At 72.7% G+C, this 15,851-nt stretch carries 15 protein-coding genes; 7 read left to right on the top strand and 8 right to left on the bottom strand.

Annotation, left to right across the window (positions count from 1 at the left end; all coding sequences use genetic code 11):
* Nucleotides 1-255: 255 nt before the first annotated feature.
* The 6 genes from WME98_RS20360 to WME98_RS20385 all read right to left on the bottom strand — a co-directional run bounded on the left by WME98_RS20360 (nucleotide 256) and on the right by WME98_RS20385 (nucleotide 4,948).
* Entirely contained in the window at nucleotides 256-741 is a 486-nt protein-coding gene (locus WME98_RS20360) for a hypothetical protein (RefSeq protein ID WP_437952782.1), read from the bottom strand.
* 156 nt (nucleotides 742-897) lie between these two features.
* A complete protein-coding gene (gene thiO / locus WME98_RS20365) occupies nucleotides 898-2,007 on the bottom strand; it encodes a glycine oxidase ThiO (protein ID WP_437952783.1) in 1,110 nt (369 codons plus the stop codon).
* Between the two features lie 94 nt (nucleotides 2,008-2,101).
* Entirely contained in the window at nucleotides 2,102-2,455 is a 354-nt protein-coding gene (locus WME98_RS20370) for a type II toxin-antitoxin system RelE/ParE family toxin (RefSeq protein WP_061629782.1), read from the bottom strand.
* Nucleotides 2,456-2,467: 12 nt separating this feature from the next.
* On the bottom strand, nucleotides 2,468-2,833 hold the full coding sequence (locus WME98_RS20375) for a hypothetical protein (RefSeq protein WP_437952784.1): 366 nt from the start codon (nucleotides 2,831-2,833) through the stop codon (nucleotides 2,468-2,470).
* Nucleotides 2,834-3,156: 323 nt separating this feature from the next.
* Entirely contained in the window at nucleotides 3,157-4,119 is a 963-nt protein-coding gene (locus WME98_RS20380; RefSeq protein WP_437952785.1) for a hypothetical protein, read from the bottom strand.
* Nucleotides 4,120-4,240: 121 nt separating this feature from the next.
* Nucleotides 4,241-4,948: a hypothetical protein gene (locus tag WME98_RS20385; protein WP_437952786.1), complete on the bottom strand. Its 708-nt coding sequence runs from the start codon at nucleotides 4,946-4,948 to the stop codon at nucleotides 4,241-4,243.
* Between the two features lie 238 nt (nucleotides 4,949-5,186).
* Here WME98_RS20385 and WME98_RS20390 point away from each other — a divergent pair, with 238 nt between their 5' ends.
* The 4 genes from WME98_RS20390 (at nucleotide 5,187) to WME98_RS20405 (ending at nucleotide 9,250) form a co-directional block, all read left to right on the top strand.
* Nucleotides 5,187-5,732 carry a hypothetical protein gene (locus WME98_RS20390; RefSeq protein ID WP_020741727.1) on the top strand — a complete coding sequence of 182 codons (546 nt, stop codon included), beginning with the start codon at nucleotides 5,187-5,189 and terminating at the stop codon, nucleotides 5,730-5,732.
* 14 nt (nucleotides 5,733-5,746) lie between these two features.
* The gene (locus WME98_RS20395) at nucleotides 5,747-6,241 is read left to right on the top strand and encodes a hypothetical protein (protein ID WP_437954013.1); all 495 of its coding nucleotides are present in this window, start codon (nucleotides 5,747-5,749) and stop codon (nucleotides 6,239-6,241) included.
* Nucleotides 6,242-6,482: 241 nt separating this feature from the next.
* A complete protein-coding gene (gene ffh / locus WME98_RS20400) occupies nucleotides 6,483-8,123 on the top strand; it encodes a signal recognition particle protein (RefSeq protein WP_437952787.1) in 1,641 nt (546 codons plus the stop codon).
* 11 nt (nucleotides 8,124-8,134) lie between these two features.
* Complete coding sequence (locus tag WME98_RS20405; RefSeq protein WP_437952788.1) at nucleotides 8,135-9,250, top strand: carbohydrate-binding family 9-like protein; 1,116 nt, start codon at nucleotides 8,135-8,137, stop codon at nucleotides 9,248-9,250.
* Nucleotides 9,251-9,317: 67 nt separating this feature from the next.
* On the opposite strand, the gene WME98_RS20410 is transcribed toward WME98_RS20405, so the two are convergent.
* Both WME98_RS20410 and WME98_RS20415 read right to left on the bottom strand, forming a co-directional pair.
* Nucleotides 9,318-10,259, bottom strand: a complete 942-nt coding sequence (locus WME98_RS20410; protein WP_437952789.1) for a BON domain-containing protein — start codon at nucleotides 10,257-10,259, stop codon at nucleotides 9,318-9,320.
* A 309-nt stretch (nucleotides 10,260-10,568) separates the two neighbouring features.
* Nucleotides 10,569-11,702, bottom strand: coding sequence for a sugar ABC transporter substrate-binding protein (locus WME98_RS20415; protein ID WP_437952790.1), 1,134 nt, complete (start codon nucleotides 11,700-11,702; stop codon nucleotides 10,569-10,571).
* Nucleotides 11,703-12,186: 484 nt separating this feature from the next.
* Between WME98_RS20415 and WME98_RS20420 the strand changes: the two genes are divergently transcribed.
* The 3 genes from WME98_RS20420 to WME98_RS20430 all read left to right on the top strand — a co-directional run bounded on the left by WME98_RS20420 (nucleotide 12,187) and on the right by WME98_RS20430 (nucleotide 15,840).
* The gene (locus tag WME98_RS20420; protein WP_437952791.1) at nucleotides 12,187-14,178 is read left to right on the top strand and encodes an ABC-F family ATP-binding cassette domain-containing protein; all 1,992 of its coding nucleotides are present in this window, start codon (nucleotides 12,187-12,189) and stop codon (nucleotides 14,176-14,178) included.
* A gap of 260 nt (nucleotides 14,179-14,438) precedes the next feature.
* Nucleotides 14,439-15,536 (top strand): 3-oxoacyl-ACP synthase III family protein, encoded by a 1,098-nt coding sequence (locus tag WME98_RS20425; protein WP_437952792.1) that lies wholly within the window; start codon nucleotides 14,439-14,441, stop codon nucleotides 15,534-15,536.
* Between the two features lie 43 nt (nucleotides 15,537-15,579).
* Nucleotides 15,580-15,840, top strand: a complete 261-nt coding sequence (locus tag WME98_RS20430; RefSeq protein ID WP_437952793.1) for an acyl carrier protein — start codon at nucleotides 15,580-15,582, stop codon at nucleotides 15,838-15,840.
* The last annotated feature ends 11 nt before the right edge of the window (nucleotides 15,841-15,851 follow it).

Raw genomic sequence — 15,851 nt, forward strand, 5'->3', positions numbered from 1 at the left:
CTCTACACGCCGGCGGCTATGGCTGCCGCAGGGCGCCGGGTGGCAGTTTCCGCACTCGCCCTTGCCGAAGGAGGGAACAACGCCACGGCAGACGAGGCTGCGTTCACACATGATGGCCAGCGAGCTCCTCCCGGCGACTTTCTTTACTCATGCTCGGAAGCCAAGCGAGCGCCGTGCCAATCCGCGTCTACCGCTCCTCCTCATTCCCTGGTCACGTGGCAAACGCGATATGCTGGAGTCCCAAACCCTTGGGAGCTAGCTCGTCGCCGCGCCGCGGCCGAGCTGCACGGGCGGCGGGGTCCGCGTGATGCTCCGCCAGGTGTCGACGGCCCAGTCCCGGTCCGACTCCTCCTTGCAGACGATGGTGCAGCGCGCGAGCCGGCCGGCCTCGGGGCACACCATGATGGCCATCAGCACCCAGCACGGCTCCGGCTCGTCATCGCTCTCGCCGTGCATCCACAGCGCGGCGCCCGCGACCTGCCCCTCCTCGTGCTCGTAGCGCAGCCCGGACATCTCGTGCGGCGGGAAGGTGTCCAGCACCTCCTTGGCCGTGAAGGGCGCGCCGTCGTGCCGCCGGTAGAGCATCGACGAGAGCGAGACCTCGCGACGCTCGCCCGGATCGAACATCCGCAGCGTCTCCCCGCCGTACAGGAGCTCGGACTCGAAGGAGGGATCCACCTGGATGGCCCAGCCGCAGTGGAAGTAGAACCGGATCGGGATGAGCTCGCAGGTGGGCGGCATCGCGGCGCTCAGCGTAGGCGCTCCGCGCGGCGAGCGCACGCGAACCTGCCCCGGCCTGGCCGCCGGGGGCGCGGCGCGCCGCCGCGCGGGCGCCCGCGAGGCGGCGGCGATGGGCCGGGGGCCGCCGCGCTCAGCCGTCGGCGGCAGCCGCCGCGCTCAGCCGGCGATGCCGGGCCGCCCGGGCGAGAACGGCGACAGATCCAGCGGCGGCTGCTCTCCCGCGATGAGCGCCCCCACGATCTTCGCGGTCACCGGGGCGAGGAGGACGCCGTTGCGGAAATGCCCTGTCGCGAACACGAGGCGCTGGAGCTCCCCCTCGCCGAGGATCGGCAGATCGTCGTTCGTGTGCGGCCGGAGCCCGGCCCAGGTCCGGCCGATCGGCGCGTCGCCGAGCGCGGGCGCGAGCCGGAGCGCCGCGGTCAGCAGATCGCGCACCGCGCGCGAGGTCACGGCGGGGACGTAGCCGGCGAACTCCATGGTCGCGCCGACCAGCACGCGCCCGTCGTCGCGCGGCGACAGGTAGCACCCGGGCCCGTAGATCACCTGCGTCAGCACCGGCGACGCCGGCGTGAGCTCGACGATCTGCCCGCGCGCCGGGCGCACCGCGGCGGGCGCGAGCCCCGAGGCCTCGAGCAGCGACGACCAGCTCCCCGCGGCGAGCACCGTCCAGCGCGCCTCCACCTTGGTCCCGTCCTCGAGCTGCGCCCCGCGCGCCTGCTGGCGGTCGACGAGGACGCGCCGGACGGTCGCGCCGGTGCGGAACTGCACGCCGGCGCGCTCGGCCGCGATCCGCAGCGCGCGCATGAGCGACGGCGGATCGATCCGCGCCTCGTCGGCGAGCCACACGCCGCCGGCGACCTCCTGGCAGAGCGCCGGCGCGCGCGCCCGCGCCGCGTCGCCGTCGCAGATCTCCACGGCGAGGCCGGCTTCCCGCTGCCAGGCGACCTCGCGCGCGATCTCGTCGCGCCCGGACGGCGTGAGCGCCACGCGCAGCGCGCCGCACTGCCGGTAGCCCACGTCGATGCCCGTCGCCTCGGCGAGGGAGGCGGCCAGCTCCGGGTAGAGGCTCCGGCTCGCGAGGCAGAGCCGCGCGAGGGGGCCGTCGCCCGCGGCCTCGAGCTGGGGGCCGATGATGCCCGCCGCCGCCCAGGAGGCGCCCTCGCCCGGGTTGCGCTCGAGGACGCGGACGGACAGCCCGCGCCGCGCGAGGGCGAGCGCCGACGCGCACCCGGCCACGCCGCCGCCGATCACCACCACGTCGCTCATCGGCGCGTGCATAGCACGCCGGGCGCCTCGGGGAGGCGTGCCGGAGCGCTGCGGGCGGCTGGCGCCGGAAGGAGCGACCCGAAGCGTTGCGCGATCACCTCTTCCGCGGCTTTCGTGGGGGGAGACCGGCCTCGGCCAGTGGCCGCTGCTGCCGCGCGTGGAAGAGGCGCAGCAGCCAGAGGTCAGCGTCGGGGTCGGAGTCGTCCGCGAGATACCAGACGACGTAGGGGAGCTTGCGCAGGAGGAGCCTGCGGACGACGGCTCGGTCTTGGCTGTCCTTGGCCTCGGCGGGGCCGATCGCGGGGAGGCGGGCGACGAGCTCGATGGCCTCGTCGAGGCCGGTCCGCAGGCGCTCCACCCATTCGATCCCGCGGTTCTCTTCGAGCCAGCGCACCTGATCGCGGAGGTCGCGGGCGAACTCCCGGCGAAAGCGGACGCGGCGGCCCACGCGGCGCCTGGCCTAGCGGGCGCCGCGACGAGGGGCGCGACGGAGCGCCTCGTCGAAGATGGAATCGATCTCCTGGCGCGAGGCCTCGTCGTGCTCTCCGGCCTTCATCCGCTCCCAGACCGCCCAGACCTGGGCTCGCTGCCACTCCTCCGCCCGGCTGAGCTGCTCCGCGTCGTCGAGCTCCTGGACGCGCTCGCTGAGGAGCGCGCGGATCGCAGGGGAGAGCTTGAGGCCGCGCTTCTTCGCCTCGGCCTGGACCCGCGCCCGGAGCTCGGCCGGGAGGACCACGCTGACCGGGCCGCTGTCCTCGTCCGGACCACGCCCGGGCGGATCGCGCTCCTCGCCCTGGTTCCGCCTCGCCGCTCCCGCACCTCTCATCTGCGTTCCTCGCGGAGAAAGGATAGTGGAATCCACTATGATGCACAACCGGGCAGCTTGGACCGTGCGAGGAGGCCTCGGGAGATCTCTGGAGAGAGCCGCTGCCCAGCGCCGGCAGGGGTGAGGGGCAGCGCTGCGGACGGCCGGCAGGGGTGAGCAGGGGTGAGGGGAAGCGCTGCGGACGCCCGGCAGGGGTGAGCAGGGGTGAGGGAAAGTCGAGCGCTGATAAAGGCCAGCAGTCCACACGGCGACTTTCGAGGCGTGCCCCCTGGACGCCTCCGAGCTCGCCCGCACTTCAAGGAGGAGTGTGCGTCGCGATGAAGCTACGCCGACGCCCCTCCGTCGCGCTCCTTGATTGTCGCTGTGGGGCCACTCGCACTCGCCTCGGCATCGGAGGGTTCTGCCGCGATTTCCGTGGCCGCTGAGGCGATTTTCGGGGCTTCGTTGGCGGTTTCTTGAGCCGCTGAGGCGGTTTTCGGAGCCTCGGTGGCGGTTTCTTGAGCCGCTGAGGCGGTTTCCGCAGCCGGGGTGGGGGGGGCCCCGGCCGTCGAGGCGGTTTCCGCAGCCGGGGTGGGGAGGGCCCCCGCCGTTGCGCCCCCCTCGGCCGCCGGCGCCGCCTCGGCCGCCGTCGCGGCCCCCTCCGCGCCCGTCGCCGCTGCCGCGGTCCTGGGCGCCTTCGCTGCGGTAGCCTTCGGCGCCTTCGCCGCTGGCTCCGGCGCCGCGGTCGCCGCCTCGCCGCCCGCCGCCGCCTCCGCGGCCTTGGGCGGCGCCCCCGCCGCCTCCGCCGCCTTCGCCGGCGCCCCCGCCGCCTTCGCCTTCTTCTCCTTCGCCGCCTTCGCCTCGAGCGCGCCCGCCGCGATCGGCTCCCGCTTGCCGTGGCCGACCGCGCGCGGATCGCCGTACGGGAACGCCGCGCTGCCGCTCGCGTCGATCGGCTTGCGCGGCGCCTCCGGGTCGGTCGCCGGGCTCGGCGGCGGCGCGATCGGCCGCGGCGCGCGCAGCCGGTTGCCCGGGCCGGCCTGCGTCCAGACCTGCACGTCGCCGAGCACGCGCGTCCGGTTCGCCATCCGCCGCTGGCCCTTCGCGCCGCGCAGCCGCTCCAGGAAGGTCGGCGGCGACGTCGCGCCGGGCTCCCCCTTCACCCAGCACGTGTAGTCGCCGATGCCCGTGCCCCGGAACGTCTCGCGGCAGACCGCGATCCCGAGCTCGGCCGCGATCTCGCTGAGGAGCCGACCCGGCTCGGTCTCGACCGTCCTGTGCTCGTTGACGAAGGTGACCTTGGGCATCGCTGGACGGGCAGCGTCCTGCTCCCCCGCGGCGAGCGCGTCAAGAACCGCCGCTCGCGTCCCTCGCGTCCTTCGCGTTCCTCACGCGCCTTTCGCGTTCCTCACGCGCCTTTCGCGTCCCTCACGCGCCCTTCGCGTCCCTCGCGTCCCGCACGCGATGGAGCACCCGCGCGATCCCGAACAGATTCCAGCCCGCGAACCCGAGGAACAGCGCGAACAGCGCGACCGCCCAGCGCGACGCGCGCGGCGAGCTGCCGTCGATCAGCAGCCAGGCGTCGTCCGTGACGGCCGTCCCCGTCTGCTCCTCGACCTCGGCGGCCAGCCGCGCGTGCCGGATGCCCGCGGCCTTGAACGGCACGAGCCGCCCGGCGAACGAGCTCGGCGGCACGAACCGCGGACCCTCGAACCCCTCCGGCACCCGGATCTCCACCCACAGCCCCGGGTTGCCAGCCACAGGCGCCAGCCGGAACGAGTCGCCCTCCGCGGCGCGGCCGTACCGGATCGCCCCGCGCGTCCCGAGCAGGCCCGCCGCCCGCACGTACCGGTTCGCGAGCTCCGCCGTCGGGCGCAGCGGCGCGAGCTCCCCCACGTCCACGAGCCGGCCGGGCGACAGCGCGTAGCGCGCCTCCCCGAACAGGGCGACCGCCATCCACAGCGCGGCCACCGCGGTCACCGCCATCAGCACCACCGTGACCGTGCGCTCCTGCCGCGGCGGCGACGGCAGCGCGAGCAGCTCCGGATCCGGCCCCGTCACGTCGAGACCAGCGCCGCCCGGACCGCGCGGGCCGTGCGTCATGGATTCCAGGGTCGAGGTCGGGTCGGTGGGCACGCTTCGCCGAGTATACAGCCGGAGCGCCGGCCGCGGTGCAGGGAGCCGCGCCGCGCGCTCCCTCCTCATCCATCCCGCATCCATCCCGCGTCGCGCGCGGCCCGTCCCCATCTCGCGCGACGCGGGATGGGATGAGGGCGCGGGCCTCGCAGCACCCCGTCCGAGACAACCCGCGCCCGGCGCGGTTCCGGTCGACGCGCGCTTGCCCGCCCGCGGCGGCTTGCCTAGCCTAGCCGCGATGGCCTCGAAGAACGACAGCTCCATCGTCTGCCCGTCGTGCGGCGCGAACAACGCCTCGGTGACGGCGAGCGGGCGCTGCGTCGCGTGCGGCGCCCGGATGGGCTCGCTGCAGCCTCTCCGCGACGCCGACCTCGACCGCCACCGCCGCTACCAGCAGGAGGGCTTCTCGATCCTCTGGTGCCTCATCGCCCTCGTCCTCCAGAGCGTGCTCACCGCGGCCCTCGTCGGCGGCCTCCCCATGATCGTGCAGCAGCTCGACTTCGAGGGGTCCAACGGGATGATCGTCGCCATCCCCGTCTGGTTCATCGGCGGCGTCCTCCTCGGCATGATCTCGCCCGGCAAGACCTTCCTCGAGCCGGTCGTCGCCTCGTTCCTCGTCGCGATCCCGACCGTCTTCTACCTCCTGCAGAGCCAGACCGTCCGGACGATGCCGCTCTTCATGTACGTGATCATGGCGCTCATCGGCGTGCTGTTCACGCTGATCGGCTCCTACCTCGGCGAGCGCATCCAGATGGGCCCGCCCCCCCCGAAGCCGGCCGACTGAGGGCGCCCGGCGTGATGGCGAGGCCCGGCGCGACCAGGAGCGCAGGCGCAGCAGGGACGGCAGCGCGGCGGGCCGCGGCGGCAGCGCGGCGGGCCGCGGCGGCGCTCGCCGCGGTCGCCGCCCTGGCGGCCGCCGCCGGGTGCGGCCGGTCGGCCGAGGAGCAGGAGGCGGACGCGCTCCTGCACGCCATCGACACCCTTCGCAACGCCCCCAGCGAGCCGCGCGCGGGGCGCGAGGCGCTGCTCGCCGAGCTCGAGCGGCAGCCCGCGTCGACCCCTCCGGCCGCGAGCGCCAGGGACACGTGCGCGCGGGCCTACCGCCTGCTGCTCGAGGCGACGGCCGCCGAGGCGCGCGTGCGCGCCCTGCTCGAGGCGCCCGAGGGGCCCGCGGCGCTGTCCGATCTGACCGACCTCGCCGCGGCCGACGCCAAGGTCAAGGAGAGCGCCGAGGTCATGCCGAGGTGCGCCGAGGCGCTCGCGGGCCTCCGCCGCGCCCGGCGCGGGATGTGACGGCCCGCGCCGAGGCGCTCGCGGGCCTCCGCCGCGCCCGGCGCGGGATGTGACGGCCCGCGCCGAGGCGCTCGCGGGCCTCCGCCGCGCCCGGCGCGGGATGTGACGGCCCGCGCCGCGGGGCGCGGTGCGTCGTGGGGGCCCGCGCGGTGCATGGGGGGCCCGCGCCGCCGAGAGAGATCGCTTCCGGACCGGGCAAGGGATCCGCGCTCGCGGTCCCCTGTGCTAAGACCGCCCTGCCATGTTCGACACGCTGACACGGGGCTTTCGTCAGGCCAGAAACCGCCTCGCCGGGCTCACGGAGCTCACCGAGAGCAACATCGACGCCGCGCTCCGCGAGGTGAGGCTGAGCCTGCTCGAGGCGGACGTCGAGATCGGGGTGGTCAAGGCGTTCCTCGCCCGGGTCAAGCAGGCCGCGCTCGGCCGCACCCTGGAGACGCGCGTGAAGCACGCCGGCGAGGTCCACCAGGTCTCGGCGAGCGACCACTTCATCAAGATCTGCCACGACGAGCTCGAGGCGATGATGACCCACGAGGGCGACGAGATCGCCTGGGCCGACGGCGGGCCCACGGGCATCATGATGGTCGGCCTCCAGGGCTCCGGAAAGACGACGAGCTGCGCGAAGCTCTCGCGCTACCTCGAGAAGGCGGGGCGCAAGCCGCTGCTCGTCGCCGCCGACATGCAGCGCCCCGCCGCCGTCGAGCAGCTCAAGGTGCTCGGCGAGCAGCTCAAGATCCCCGTGTTCAACCTCCCCGGCGAGTCGCCGGTCGCGATCTGTGCCGCGGCCCGGGGCGAGGCGAAGCGGCTCGGCCGCGACGTCATCATCTACGACACCGCCGGCCGCCTCGCGATCGACGAGCCGCTCATGCAGGAGCTCGCCCAGATCAAGGAGGCGACGTCGCCGGAGAACATCTTCCTCGTGGTCGACGCGATGATCGGCCAGGACGCGGTGAAGACGGCGCGCGGCTTCAACGAGCGGCTGTCGATCAGCGGCGTCGTCCTGACGAAGCTCGACGGCGACGCCCGCGGCGGCGCGGCGGTCAGCATCAAGGAGGTCACGGGCGCGCCGGTCCTCTTCAGCGGCATCGGCGAGACGGCGGACAAGTTCGAGCCGTTCCGCGCGGACGGCATGGCGAGCCGCATCCTCGGCATGGGCGACGTCGTCGGCCTGATGCAGGACTTCGAGGAGGTCGTCGACCAGAAGAAGGCCGAGAAGGACGCCGCGCGGATGCTCCAGGGCGACTTCACGCTCGACGACTTCCTCGACCAGGTGCGGATGATCCAGAAGATGGGGTCGCTGAAGGACCTCGTCGACAAGCTGCCCCTCGGCGGCATGTTCCCGGGCGGCCTGCCGCAGGACGTCAACCTGGACGACCGGGAGCTCGTCCGCATCCAGGCGATCATCCAGTCGATGACGCCCTTCGAGAAGGGCGACCCCTACGCGCTCGTCCGCGAGCCGAAGCGGGTGGAGCGCATCGCCAAGGGCTCGGGCTCGAAGCCCGAGGCCGTGAGCGAGCTCGTCCAGAAGTTCCTCTTCATGCGCCAGATGATGAGCGGCCTCGGCCAGAACATGGGCCTCATGGGCAAGATCCCGGGCATGAAGCAGATGGCCATGGCCAAGAACATGCGCGAGATGCAGAAGCAGATGATGGCCGGCGGCGGCATGCCCGGGATGGGGATGCCGGGCATGGGCCTCCCGGGCATGGGCTTCCCGGGCATGGGCTTCCCCGGCATGGGCATGCCGGGCATGGGCGGCTTCCCGGGCGCCGGCGCCGGAGGCCCGACCCTGACGAAGATGAAGACGCTCAGCGCCAGCGAGCGCAACGCCAAGAAGGCGCAGCGCAAGCGCGAGCGCGACGCCCGCAAGAAGGGGCGGAAGTAGCGGCGGCCGCGATGCGCCGCCCCCGCAGCCAGCGGCGCTCGGTCGACGAGGCGCGCGAGGCGCACGACGCGGGCGCGCGCCGGCGGGCCCTCGGCCTGGTGGCCGCGGTGCTCGCCGCCTCGTGCTCCCGCGGCGGCGGGGGCGAGCAGGACGCGGCGGCCGCCGGGTCCGCAGGCCGGGCGCCGGCGAGCAGCGGCGCGGGCGCCGGCCAGGGCCAGCGGAGGGCGCCCGCGGCCGTGAAGGAGCTCGAGGTGCGCAAGCTCTCGCCCGGCGCGGCGGTCACCATCGACGGCCGGCTGGACGAGCCGGCGTGGCAGGCGGCGGCGAGGACCGGCCCGTTCGTCAACGTGGGCACCGGCCGCGAGGAGCCGTCGCTGCCCACGCAAGGCGAGGCGCGGCTGCTCTGGGACGATGCGTTCCTCTACGTCGGGTTCGACGTCAGCGACGCGACGATCACCGGGGGATTCCCGCAGGACGCGCGGGACCCGCACCTGTGGGAGCGGGACACGGTCGAGGTGATGATCGACCCGGACGGCGACGGGGACAACAAGGACTATTACGAGATCCAGATCAGCCCCCAGAACCTCGTCTTCGACTCTCGGTTCGACGACTACAACGCTCCGAGGGGCGGCCCGAGCGGGCCTTTCGGTCATCAGGAGTGGAGCGCGGGGCTGACGAGCGCGGTGACGCTGAGGGGGACGATCGACGACGGCTCGGATCAGGACCGGGGGTACGTGGTCGAGGCGAAGATCCCGTGGAGCGCGTTCGCGAAGGCGAAGGCGGCGCCGCCGTCGCCGGGGGACGCGTGGCGGATGAACTTCTATGCCATGCAGGACAACGGCGGCGCCGCGTGGTCGCCGATCCTGGGCGAGGGGAACTTCCACCGGGCGCGGCGGTTCGGGCGGGTCCGGTTCGTCGGGGCCGGGGGCGAGGCGGGCGGCGCGGGGGCGCCCGCGCGCGACGCGGGCCCCGCGCCCGTGACGGCGCCCGCGCGCGACGCGGGCCCGGCGCCCTCGGCGGCGCCGCCCGGCGCAGAGGGCGCCGCGGGCGAGAGGCCAGGCGTCGCGGCGCCCTCCGCGCCGGCCGGTCCGAAGCCGGGCTACCGGGCCGATCCGCCGGACCGCTGAGCTGCGGAGCCCGGCAGGCGCTCAGCGCTTCGCGCCACCGGCCGCGGCGCACGCCCGGGGCGCGGGCTCAGGTCCGCGCCGCGTGGCTCGCCGTCGGGCGAGACGCGCCCTGCGGCGTGCCCGCCAGCGCGGCATCGCCCATCGTGCCCGCCGTGGCGGTCGAGCGGGTCGTCGGCTCGATGGCGCGCTGGACCCGGATCCGGTTGTGCACGTCCTCGACGCCCCGCACGCCCTCGGCGACGTGCTCGATGATGCGCTTGTGGTGGCGCTCGGGCACCGTGCCCTCGAGCGTCACCTCGTTGTTCTCCACCCGGACCGTGACATCGCTCACGTCGATGTCGCCGCGGTCCGAGAGCATCTCGCAGATGTCCTCCTGAATGCGCGCGTCCGAGCGCTTGTAGCCCTTCGGTCCACGGCCGAGCGCGCTGCGCACGCGATCTCCGACCTTGTGGAGCGCGTGGCTGACGCCCTCCAGCGCCGAGTGGCCGGACTCGCGTGCCGTGCGCGCGAGATCGTGGCTCTCCCCGTGGTACGGGCCGTCGCGCCACGCCTCATCGACGTGGGCATCGGGGCTCACGACGCGGGTCATGCCGAGGTGATACGCGCCGCCGAGGTTGAAGCTGTACGCGCTGGCCGCGGGGGGAAGGGGATTGCCGCCGAAGCTCCAGCTCGTATCGCGGCCGCCGACGTAATCGCCGCCGCGGTCGTCATGCGGAAAGCCGCGGGCCTGGTCGTCGAGGCCACGGTCGCCGCCGGCGAAGCGACCGTCATCGAGAGAGCGGCCCAGGTCGTCGCGCTGCGTCGTGGGCCTGTACGTGCGACCGTGCTCACGACCCCAGTCGCGGTGGTCGCGCGCGGCGTCCCCGTGATCGTAGATCGGGAGCGCGCGGCGGCGCTCGTCGCGAGCCCAGCCGCGCTCGGTGGAATAGCTCCGGTCGTCCTCGTAGCGCTGCTCCCAGCGGCGCTCATTCCGTCCGTAGTCCGTGTCCCTATCGAATCGATCTCGCATCCTGTGCCTCCTTTCCTCCTTGCGAGCCATGGGCGTCAAACACGCCTCCGACGCGCGACTGCGCTGCGCGGCAGATCTCGCCACCCTGGTAGCGTGGAGCACGAACATGGGTCGCGTCGGCGCCCGTTGCTACCGGGGAGAACCCTTCGTCTCGCGCCGGGGTGATCCCGAGGACGGCAAGTCACCGGATCAGCACAGAAGAGCCTGCTTTGAGGGATGGAGATGCCCGGCGCCGCCGGCAGGACCCCGGGAGCCGCGCCCGAGCACGCGCTCGGTGCCGCGCGGGGTCCTCCTCGAATGGCGACGTCGCTACTGCTCTGCGCCGATCTCGCCGAGGAAGTCGTTGTAGGCGCCGACCTGCTTCGACAGGACCACGCCGACGCCGAGGTCGAACAGGCTGCCTTCGACGAGCTGGGGCGCGAGGATCTGCTTGACCGCGTCGAGGCCGATGCTCTTGATGCCGTAGACGATGTAGGGACCGAGGTATCCCTCGTAGTACTGCCGCTGGACGTGCGTGGCCCTGATGCGACCCTGGCGCATGTACTCGGCGGTCTGCGGCGCGAAGTCGAAGGTGACGATGGGGAGGCCCGTCGCGCGCGCGGCGTCCGCGGCCAGCACGCATCGATACGAGTCGCTGAACATCCCGATCAGGCCCACGACGGGCGGGTCCGCGTCCTCGATCTGGCCCCTCATCACCTCGACGTCCTTGGCTTCGTCATCATAGATCGACTGATGTACGATAACGTCGTAACCGGCTTCCTCGAACACGTCCCTGGCGCCGTCGGTTCGATGGACACCGTCGAGCCAGATCGGGTCGGCCCAGCCGTGGATGAGCACCGTGCCCGGCGGCTTGGGCAGCATCCGGAGCAGGGTGTCCCCCGCCGCCTTCCCGGCAGAATAGCTGCGTATCCCGACGTGGATCGAGCGGTTCGAGCCCGCCAGATCGGTGTCGAGCGTCACCACGGGGATCCCATCCGCGATGGCCTCGTCGAGCGCGGCCGCGTTGCCTTCGCCGAAGGGCGTGATGGCTACCCCCTCGGCGCCCTCCGCCAACGCACGTCGTATCTGCTCCGTCTGGAACTCCGTCAATTGCTCTTGATCTGGCGAAGCATCGGTGGACCCGAGCACGTTCCCCGTGGCCCTCCCGGAGGCCCCGAGCTCACCCATGGCCCGGTTCGCGCCCGTGGCGATCGGCGCAAAGAAGTCGTGGAGGGACTTCAGCAACACCGCGATCTGCATCGGCTGGATCGAGCTCTTGTTGATCTCGGCGACGAGCTCGTCGATCGTCGCCTCGATCTTCTCCGGAACGAACTCGTTCGGAGGGAGCGGTACTCGCTTGATGGGTGCGGCTGCCTGCGCCGCGTCCGTATCGCTCGCGCCGCACGCCGCCGTCATCAGCGCGAGCCCGATGGCGGCTGCCCAACCTCGCCCAGTCATCGTCATGAGTCCCCTCCTGATGCGTCGCCGCTCGTTCGTACGTGGCTCGTACGGTCGCGCGCGCTGCCCTCGCGCCCAGATCAGACCTGCAACGACCTCAGAGACACGGCATCACAGCGAGGAGCGGCCTGTCAAGTGGCGCCCAGGGAAGAAACTTCAGATCTGGATTGGGGATCACGTAAAGCTGCTGTGGAAACCCGTGTGGCCAGGAACCATCCTGGGAGACCGCGGTACGTGTACGTGGTTGGCGGCTCCTCTGCCAGCGTCACGGCGCCGCTCGTGGACACCGCCATGAGCGGCTGAGTCGCAGCGGCGCTCGCCCCGGGCCCCCAGCCGGCGAGCGCGCGGCCGAGCGAGGCGAGCAGCCTGCGCAGCGGCGCGCCGGCGAGGTGCCGCGCCGCCGCCCGCGCTCGCGGCGCGCGGGGCGGTGACAGCGCCCTCGCAGCAAAGCGGGCCCATGCGGCGGCCGCTGCGCTAAGCTCCGCGCCCTGTGCCCGTCCTCACCGCTCACGATCTCCACAAAGCCTTCGGCCCGCAGACCATCCTCGACGGCGTCTCCGTCACCATCCGCACGGGCGAGCGCGTCGGCCTCGTCGGGCTGAACGGCTCCGGCAAGAGCACGCTCGCCCGCATCCTCGCGGGCGTCGAGCCGCCGGACGGCGGCACCATCTCCCGCCGCCGCGGCGCCGAGATCGGCGTCCTCTCCCAGGACCCGGTCTTCGAGCCGTCCGACACCGCGCGCGACGTCGTGCTCGCCGGGCTGTCCGCGTGGCACGCCGCCAAGGCCCGCCACGACGAGGTGAGCCGCGCGCTGGCCGCCGGCTCCGGCGACGCCGAGGCGCTGCTCGCCGAGCAGACCGAGGCCGCGGCCGACGTCGAGCGGCTCGGCGGGTGGGACATGATGCACCGGGTCGACGCCATCATCGGCCACGTCGGCGTCACCCGGCCCGACGCGCCCATGAGCGTGCTCAGCGGCGGCGACCGCCGGCGCGTCGCCCTCGCCCGCCTGCTCGTCTCGCGACCGGCCCTCGCCGTGCTCGACGAGCCCAGCAACCACCTCGACGTCGAGACCGTCGAGTGGCTCGAGCGCTACCTCGTCGAGGAGCACCCCGGCGCCCTGCTCCTCATCACCCACGATCGCTACCTGCTCGACCGGGTCGTCGAGCGGACGCTCGAGATCGACAAGGGCAAGGTCTACAGCTACGACGGCGGCTACGAGGAGTACCTCGAGCAGAAGGCCGAGCGCCTCGCGCTCGAGGCGCGCACCGAGTCGAACCGGCAGAACTTCCTGCGCACCGAGCTCGAGTGGCTGCGGCGCCAGCCGAAGGCGCGCACCGGCAAGCAGAAGGCGCGCATCCAGCGCGCCGAGACGACCAAGGCCGCCCCGCCGCCGAAGGCCGAGCGCACCGCGCAGCTCTCGGTCGAGTCGGTGCGCACCGGCAAGACCATCCTCGAGCTGAAGAAGCTCGGCCTCGCGGTCGACGGCAAATGGCTCGTGCGCGGCCTCGACTTCTCCCTGACCAAGGGCGAGCGCGTCGGCATCGTCGGCCGCAACGGGACGGGCAAGACAACGATGCTCCGGGCGATCCTCGGCCAGCTCGAGGCCGGGGGCGACGGCGCGGCGCTCTCCGACCCGCGCGGGCCCACCATGGAAGGCGAGGTCGTGCTCGGGAAGAACACGAGCGTCGCCTACTTCGACCAGCACCGCAGCGGGCTCGACCTCGACAAATCGATCTTCGAGAACATCGCGGGCTCGCACACGCGCGTCGAGGTCGGCGGTCGATCCATGGACGTGCGCAGCTACCTGGAGCGGTTCCTCTTCGATCCGAACAAGGCGCGGCAGCCGGTGGGCTCGCTCTCCGGCGGCGAGCGGGCGCGGGTCGCCCTGGCGAAGATGCTCACCCAGAGCGTCAACGTGATCATCCTCGACGAGCCCACGAACGACCTCGACGTGATGACCCTGGCCGCGCTCGAGGAGATGCTCATCGAGCTCGACGGGTCGGCGCTGGTCGTGACCCACGACCGCTGGTTCCTGAACCGGGTGGCGACCTCGATCCTCGCGTTCGAGGGCGGCGGCCGGGTGGTGCGGTACGCGGGCAACTACGACGCCTACCGCGAGCAGCGCGCCCACGCCGCGGCCGAGGCGGAAGCGGAGGCGGCGGCGCGGGCCGCGAAGGCGCAGGCCGCGGAGCCCCGGCCCGCGCAGGCGGCGGCGAAGCCCGCGGCGCGGGCCGGCGACAAGCCGAAGCTCACGTTCGCCGAGCGGACCGAGCTCGAGGGCATCGTCGGGCGGATCGACGCGGCCGAGCAGAGGGTCGCCGAGCTCGAGGCCAAGCTCGCCGATCCGACGCTCTACGCGAGCCGCGGCGCGGACGTCGCGGGGCTGCTCGCCGAGCTCGATCGCGAAAAGCAGGAGGCCGCGCGCCTCGTCAGCCGGTGGGAGGAGCTCGAGACGAAGCGCGAGGCCGCCGGCAAGGGGTGACCGGCCGCGCGGGCCATGCGACGGCGCTACACGCGTGAGCGCCCCTCCGCGCGTCGGAGCGATGCATTTCACCGAGATGTCACGCACCGGGTTCGCTAATCGTCTCGGACGCAATTGGGGCTATCTTTCTACAGCGGAATGCTGTATTGGGCGCCACGCCTCGTCGGACCATTCCATGGGCTACCGATAATTCGCGTATCCTCACAGCGAGCCGGCCCAAAATCTCCATGCACGCAGGACTCCGTTCACTCGTGGCGACGATGCCCAGCGAGATCCGCACCAACGACTACTGGAGAGAGAGATTCCCCAGGGTGAGGGAAGCGGAGGAGCGCCAGCGCCGAAAGCGCGCCTCGAGCGGGCAGGAGGCGACGAAGCGCCTCCTGCCATCTCACCGGCTCATCATCGACGCAGAGATGGCGCCCTATCTGGACGATCCGTTCCACGGGGCCGTGGAGCGCCGGGTGCTCGGGCCTGGTCAGTCGACGACGACGCTGGCCCTTGCGGCTGCGCGGCAAGCCATCGAGGCGGCCTCGCTCTCGCCCCGCGACATCGATCTCGTCATGGCCACCTCGATGTTCCCCGATCGGGTGGGCTCCGGAGACGCGGGCTTCATCGCGCGAGAGCTCGGGCACGAGGGCGGCGCCTTCAACGTGGAGGCGACGTGCTCCGGCTCGCTCGTGGCATTCCTGATCGCGTGCGCGCTCGTCCAGAGCGGGCGCAATGAGAACGTGCTCGTCGTCGCGACCTGCAATTTCTCCCGCGCCATCGACGACGCGGAGGCGACATCCATGCTGTGCGGCGACGGCGCAGGCGCCTTCGTCGTCGGCCGAGCGGCGCCAGGCGAGGGCCTCCTCGGCTCGAAGAGCGTCCACACGGGGGAGACCTGCGGCACCTGGCTCATGGACACCGCGCCCGACCCCACGGGCACCACGGCAGGCGGGCGCAAGATCCGGCTGCGCGTCGACGAGAGCATCGCCCATGTCCTCCGGACGACGGCCGAACCTTACCTGCTGAAGGCCTGTCGCGGGGCCCTCAAGGCAGCCAAGGTGGACATCGACGACGTCGCGCTCTTCGTCGTGAACACGCCGACCGCATGGCACGCGTCCTTCAGCGCACGTGCGCTGAAGATCGACCCAGAGCGCATCGTGGATACATTCCCGCTCTACGGGAACATCGGGCCGGCGCTCATGCCCGTCAACCTCCACCACGGCGCGCGCACGAGGCGGCTGAGGCGAGGAGATCTCGTGCTGCTCTACACGTTCGGCGGCCAGGCCGAGGCCACCGCGGCGGTCATCCGCTGGGGCGATGTCCGGCTCGGCGGCGCCGCGCTGCCGAGGGCGGAGCAGCCCGCGACGTGATCCGCGGGCCGTCAACCAAGGCACCGCGACAGCAGAGGATCAGATGACGAAGGAAGACATCAAGTCAACGCTGCGGGATTTCATACTCTCCGAGTTTCTCCCCGGGGAGTCCCCCGCCAACCTCAAGGATGACACCGATCTGCGCAAGACCGGCATCCTCGACTCCATGGGCACCCTCAAGACCGTCTACTTCGTGGAATCGCAGTTCAACATGATCGTGGAGGCCATGGACGCTGGCGCCGACAATTTCGGCACCATCGACGCCATCGCGACCTTCGTGGACGAGCGCCTGCGGTCGCGGTGACGTCGCTCGCG

Source organism: Sorangium sp. So ce296 (assembly GCF_051529605.1).
GTDB classification, from domain to species: Bacteria; Myxococcota_A; Polyangia; order Polyangiales; family Polyangiaceae; genus Sorangium; species Sorangium cellulosum_D.

Excerpts from the sequence above, each read along its gene's own strand:
- WME98_RS20425 (WP_437952792.1), top strand. The coding sequence starts at position 14,439 with ATGCCCAGCGAGATCCGCACCAACGACTACTGGAGAGAGAGATTCCCC.
- WME98_RS20380 (WP_437952785.1), bottom strand. The coding sequence starts at position 4,119 with ATGCCCAAGGTCACCTTCGTCAACGAGCACAGGACGGTCGAGACCGAG.
- WME98_RS20390 (WP_020741727.1), top strand. The coding sequence starts at position 5,187 with ATGGCCTCGAAGAACGACAGCTCCATCGTCTGCCCGTCGTGCGGCGCG.
- WME98_RS20375 (WP_437952784.1), bottom strand. The coding sequence starts at position 2,833 with ATGAGAGGTGCGGGAGCGGCGAGGCGGAACCAGGGCGAGGAGCGCGAT.
- ffh (WP_437952787.1), top strand. The coding sequence starts at position 6,483 with ATGTTCGACACGCTGACACGGGGCTTTCGTCAGGCCAGAAACCGCCTC.
- WME98_RS20430 (WP_437952793.1), top strand. The coding sequence starts at position 15,580 with ATGACGAAGGAAGACATCAAGTCAACGCTGCGGGATTTCATACTCTCC.
- WME98_RS20395 (WP_437954013.1), top strand. The coding sequence starts at position 5,747 with ATGGCGAGGCCCGGCGCGACCAGGAGCGCAGGCGCAGCAGGGACGGCA.
- thiO (WP_437952783.1), bottom strand. The coding sequence starts at position 2,007 with ATGAGCGACGTGGTGGTGATCGGCGGCGGCGTGGCCGGGTGCGCGTCG.
- WME98_RS20410 (WP_437952789.1), bottom strand. The coding sequence starts at position 10,259 with ATGCGAGATCGATTCGATAGGGACACGGACTACGGACGGAATGAGCGC.
- WME98_RS20415 (WP_437952790.1), bottom strand. The coding sequence starts at position 11,702 with ATGACGATGACTGGGCGAGGTTGGGCAGCCGCCATCGGGCTCGCGCTG.
- WME98_RS20360 (WP_437952782.1), bottom strand. The coding sequence starts at position 741 with ATGCCGCCCACCTGCGAGCTCATCCCGATCCGGTTCTACTTCCACTGC.
- WME98_RS20405 (WP_437952788.1), top strand. The coding sequence starts at position 8,135 with ATGCGCCGCCCCCGCAGCCAGCGGCGCTCGGTCGACGAGGCGCGCGAG.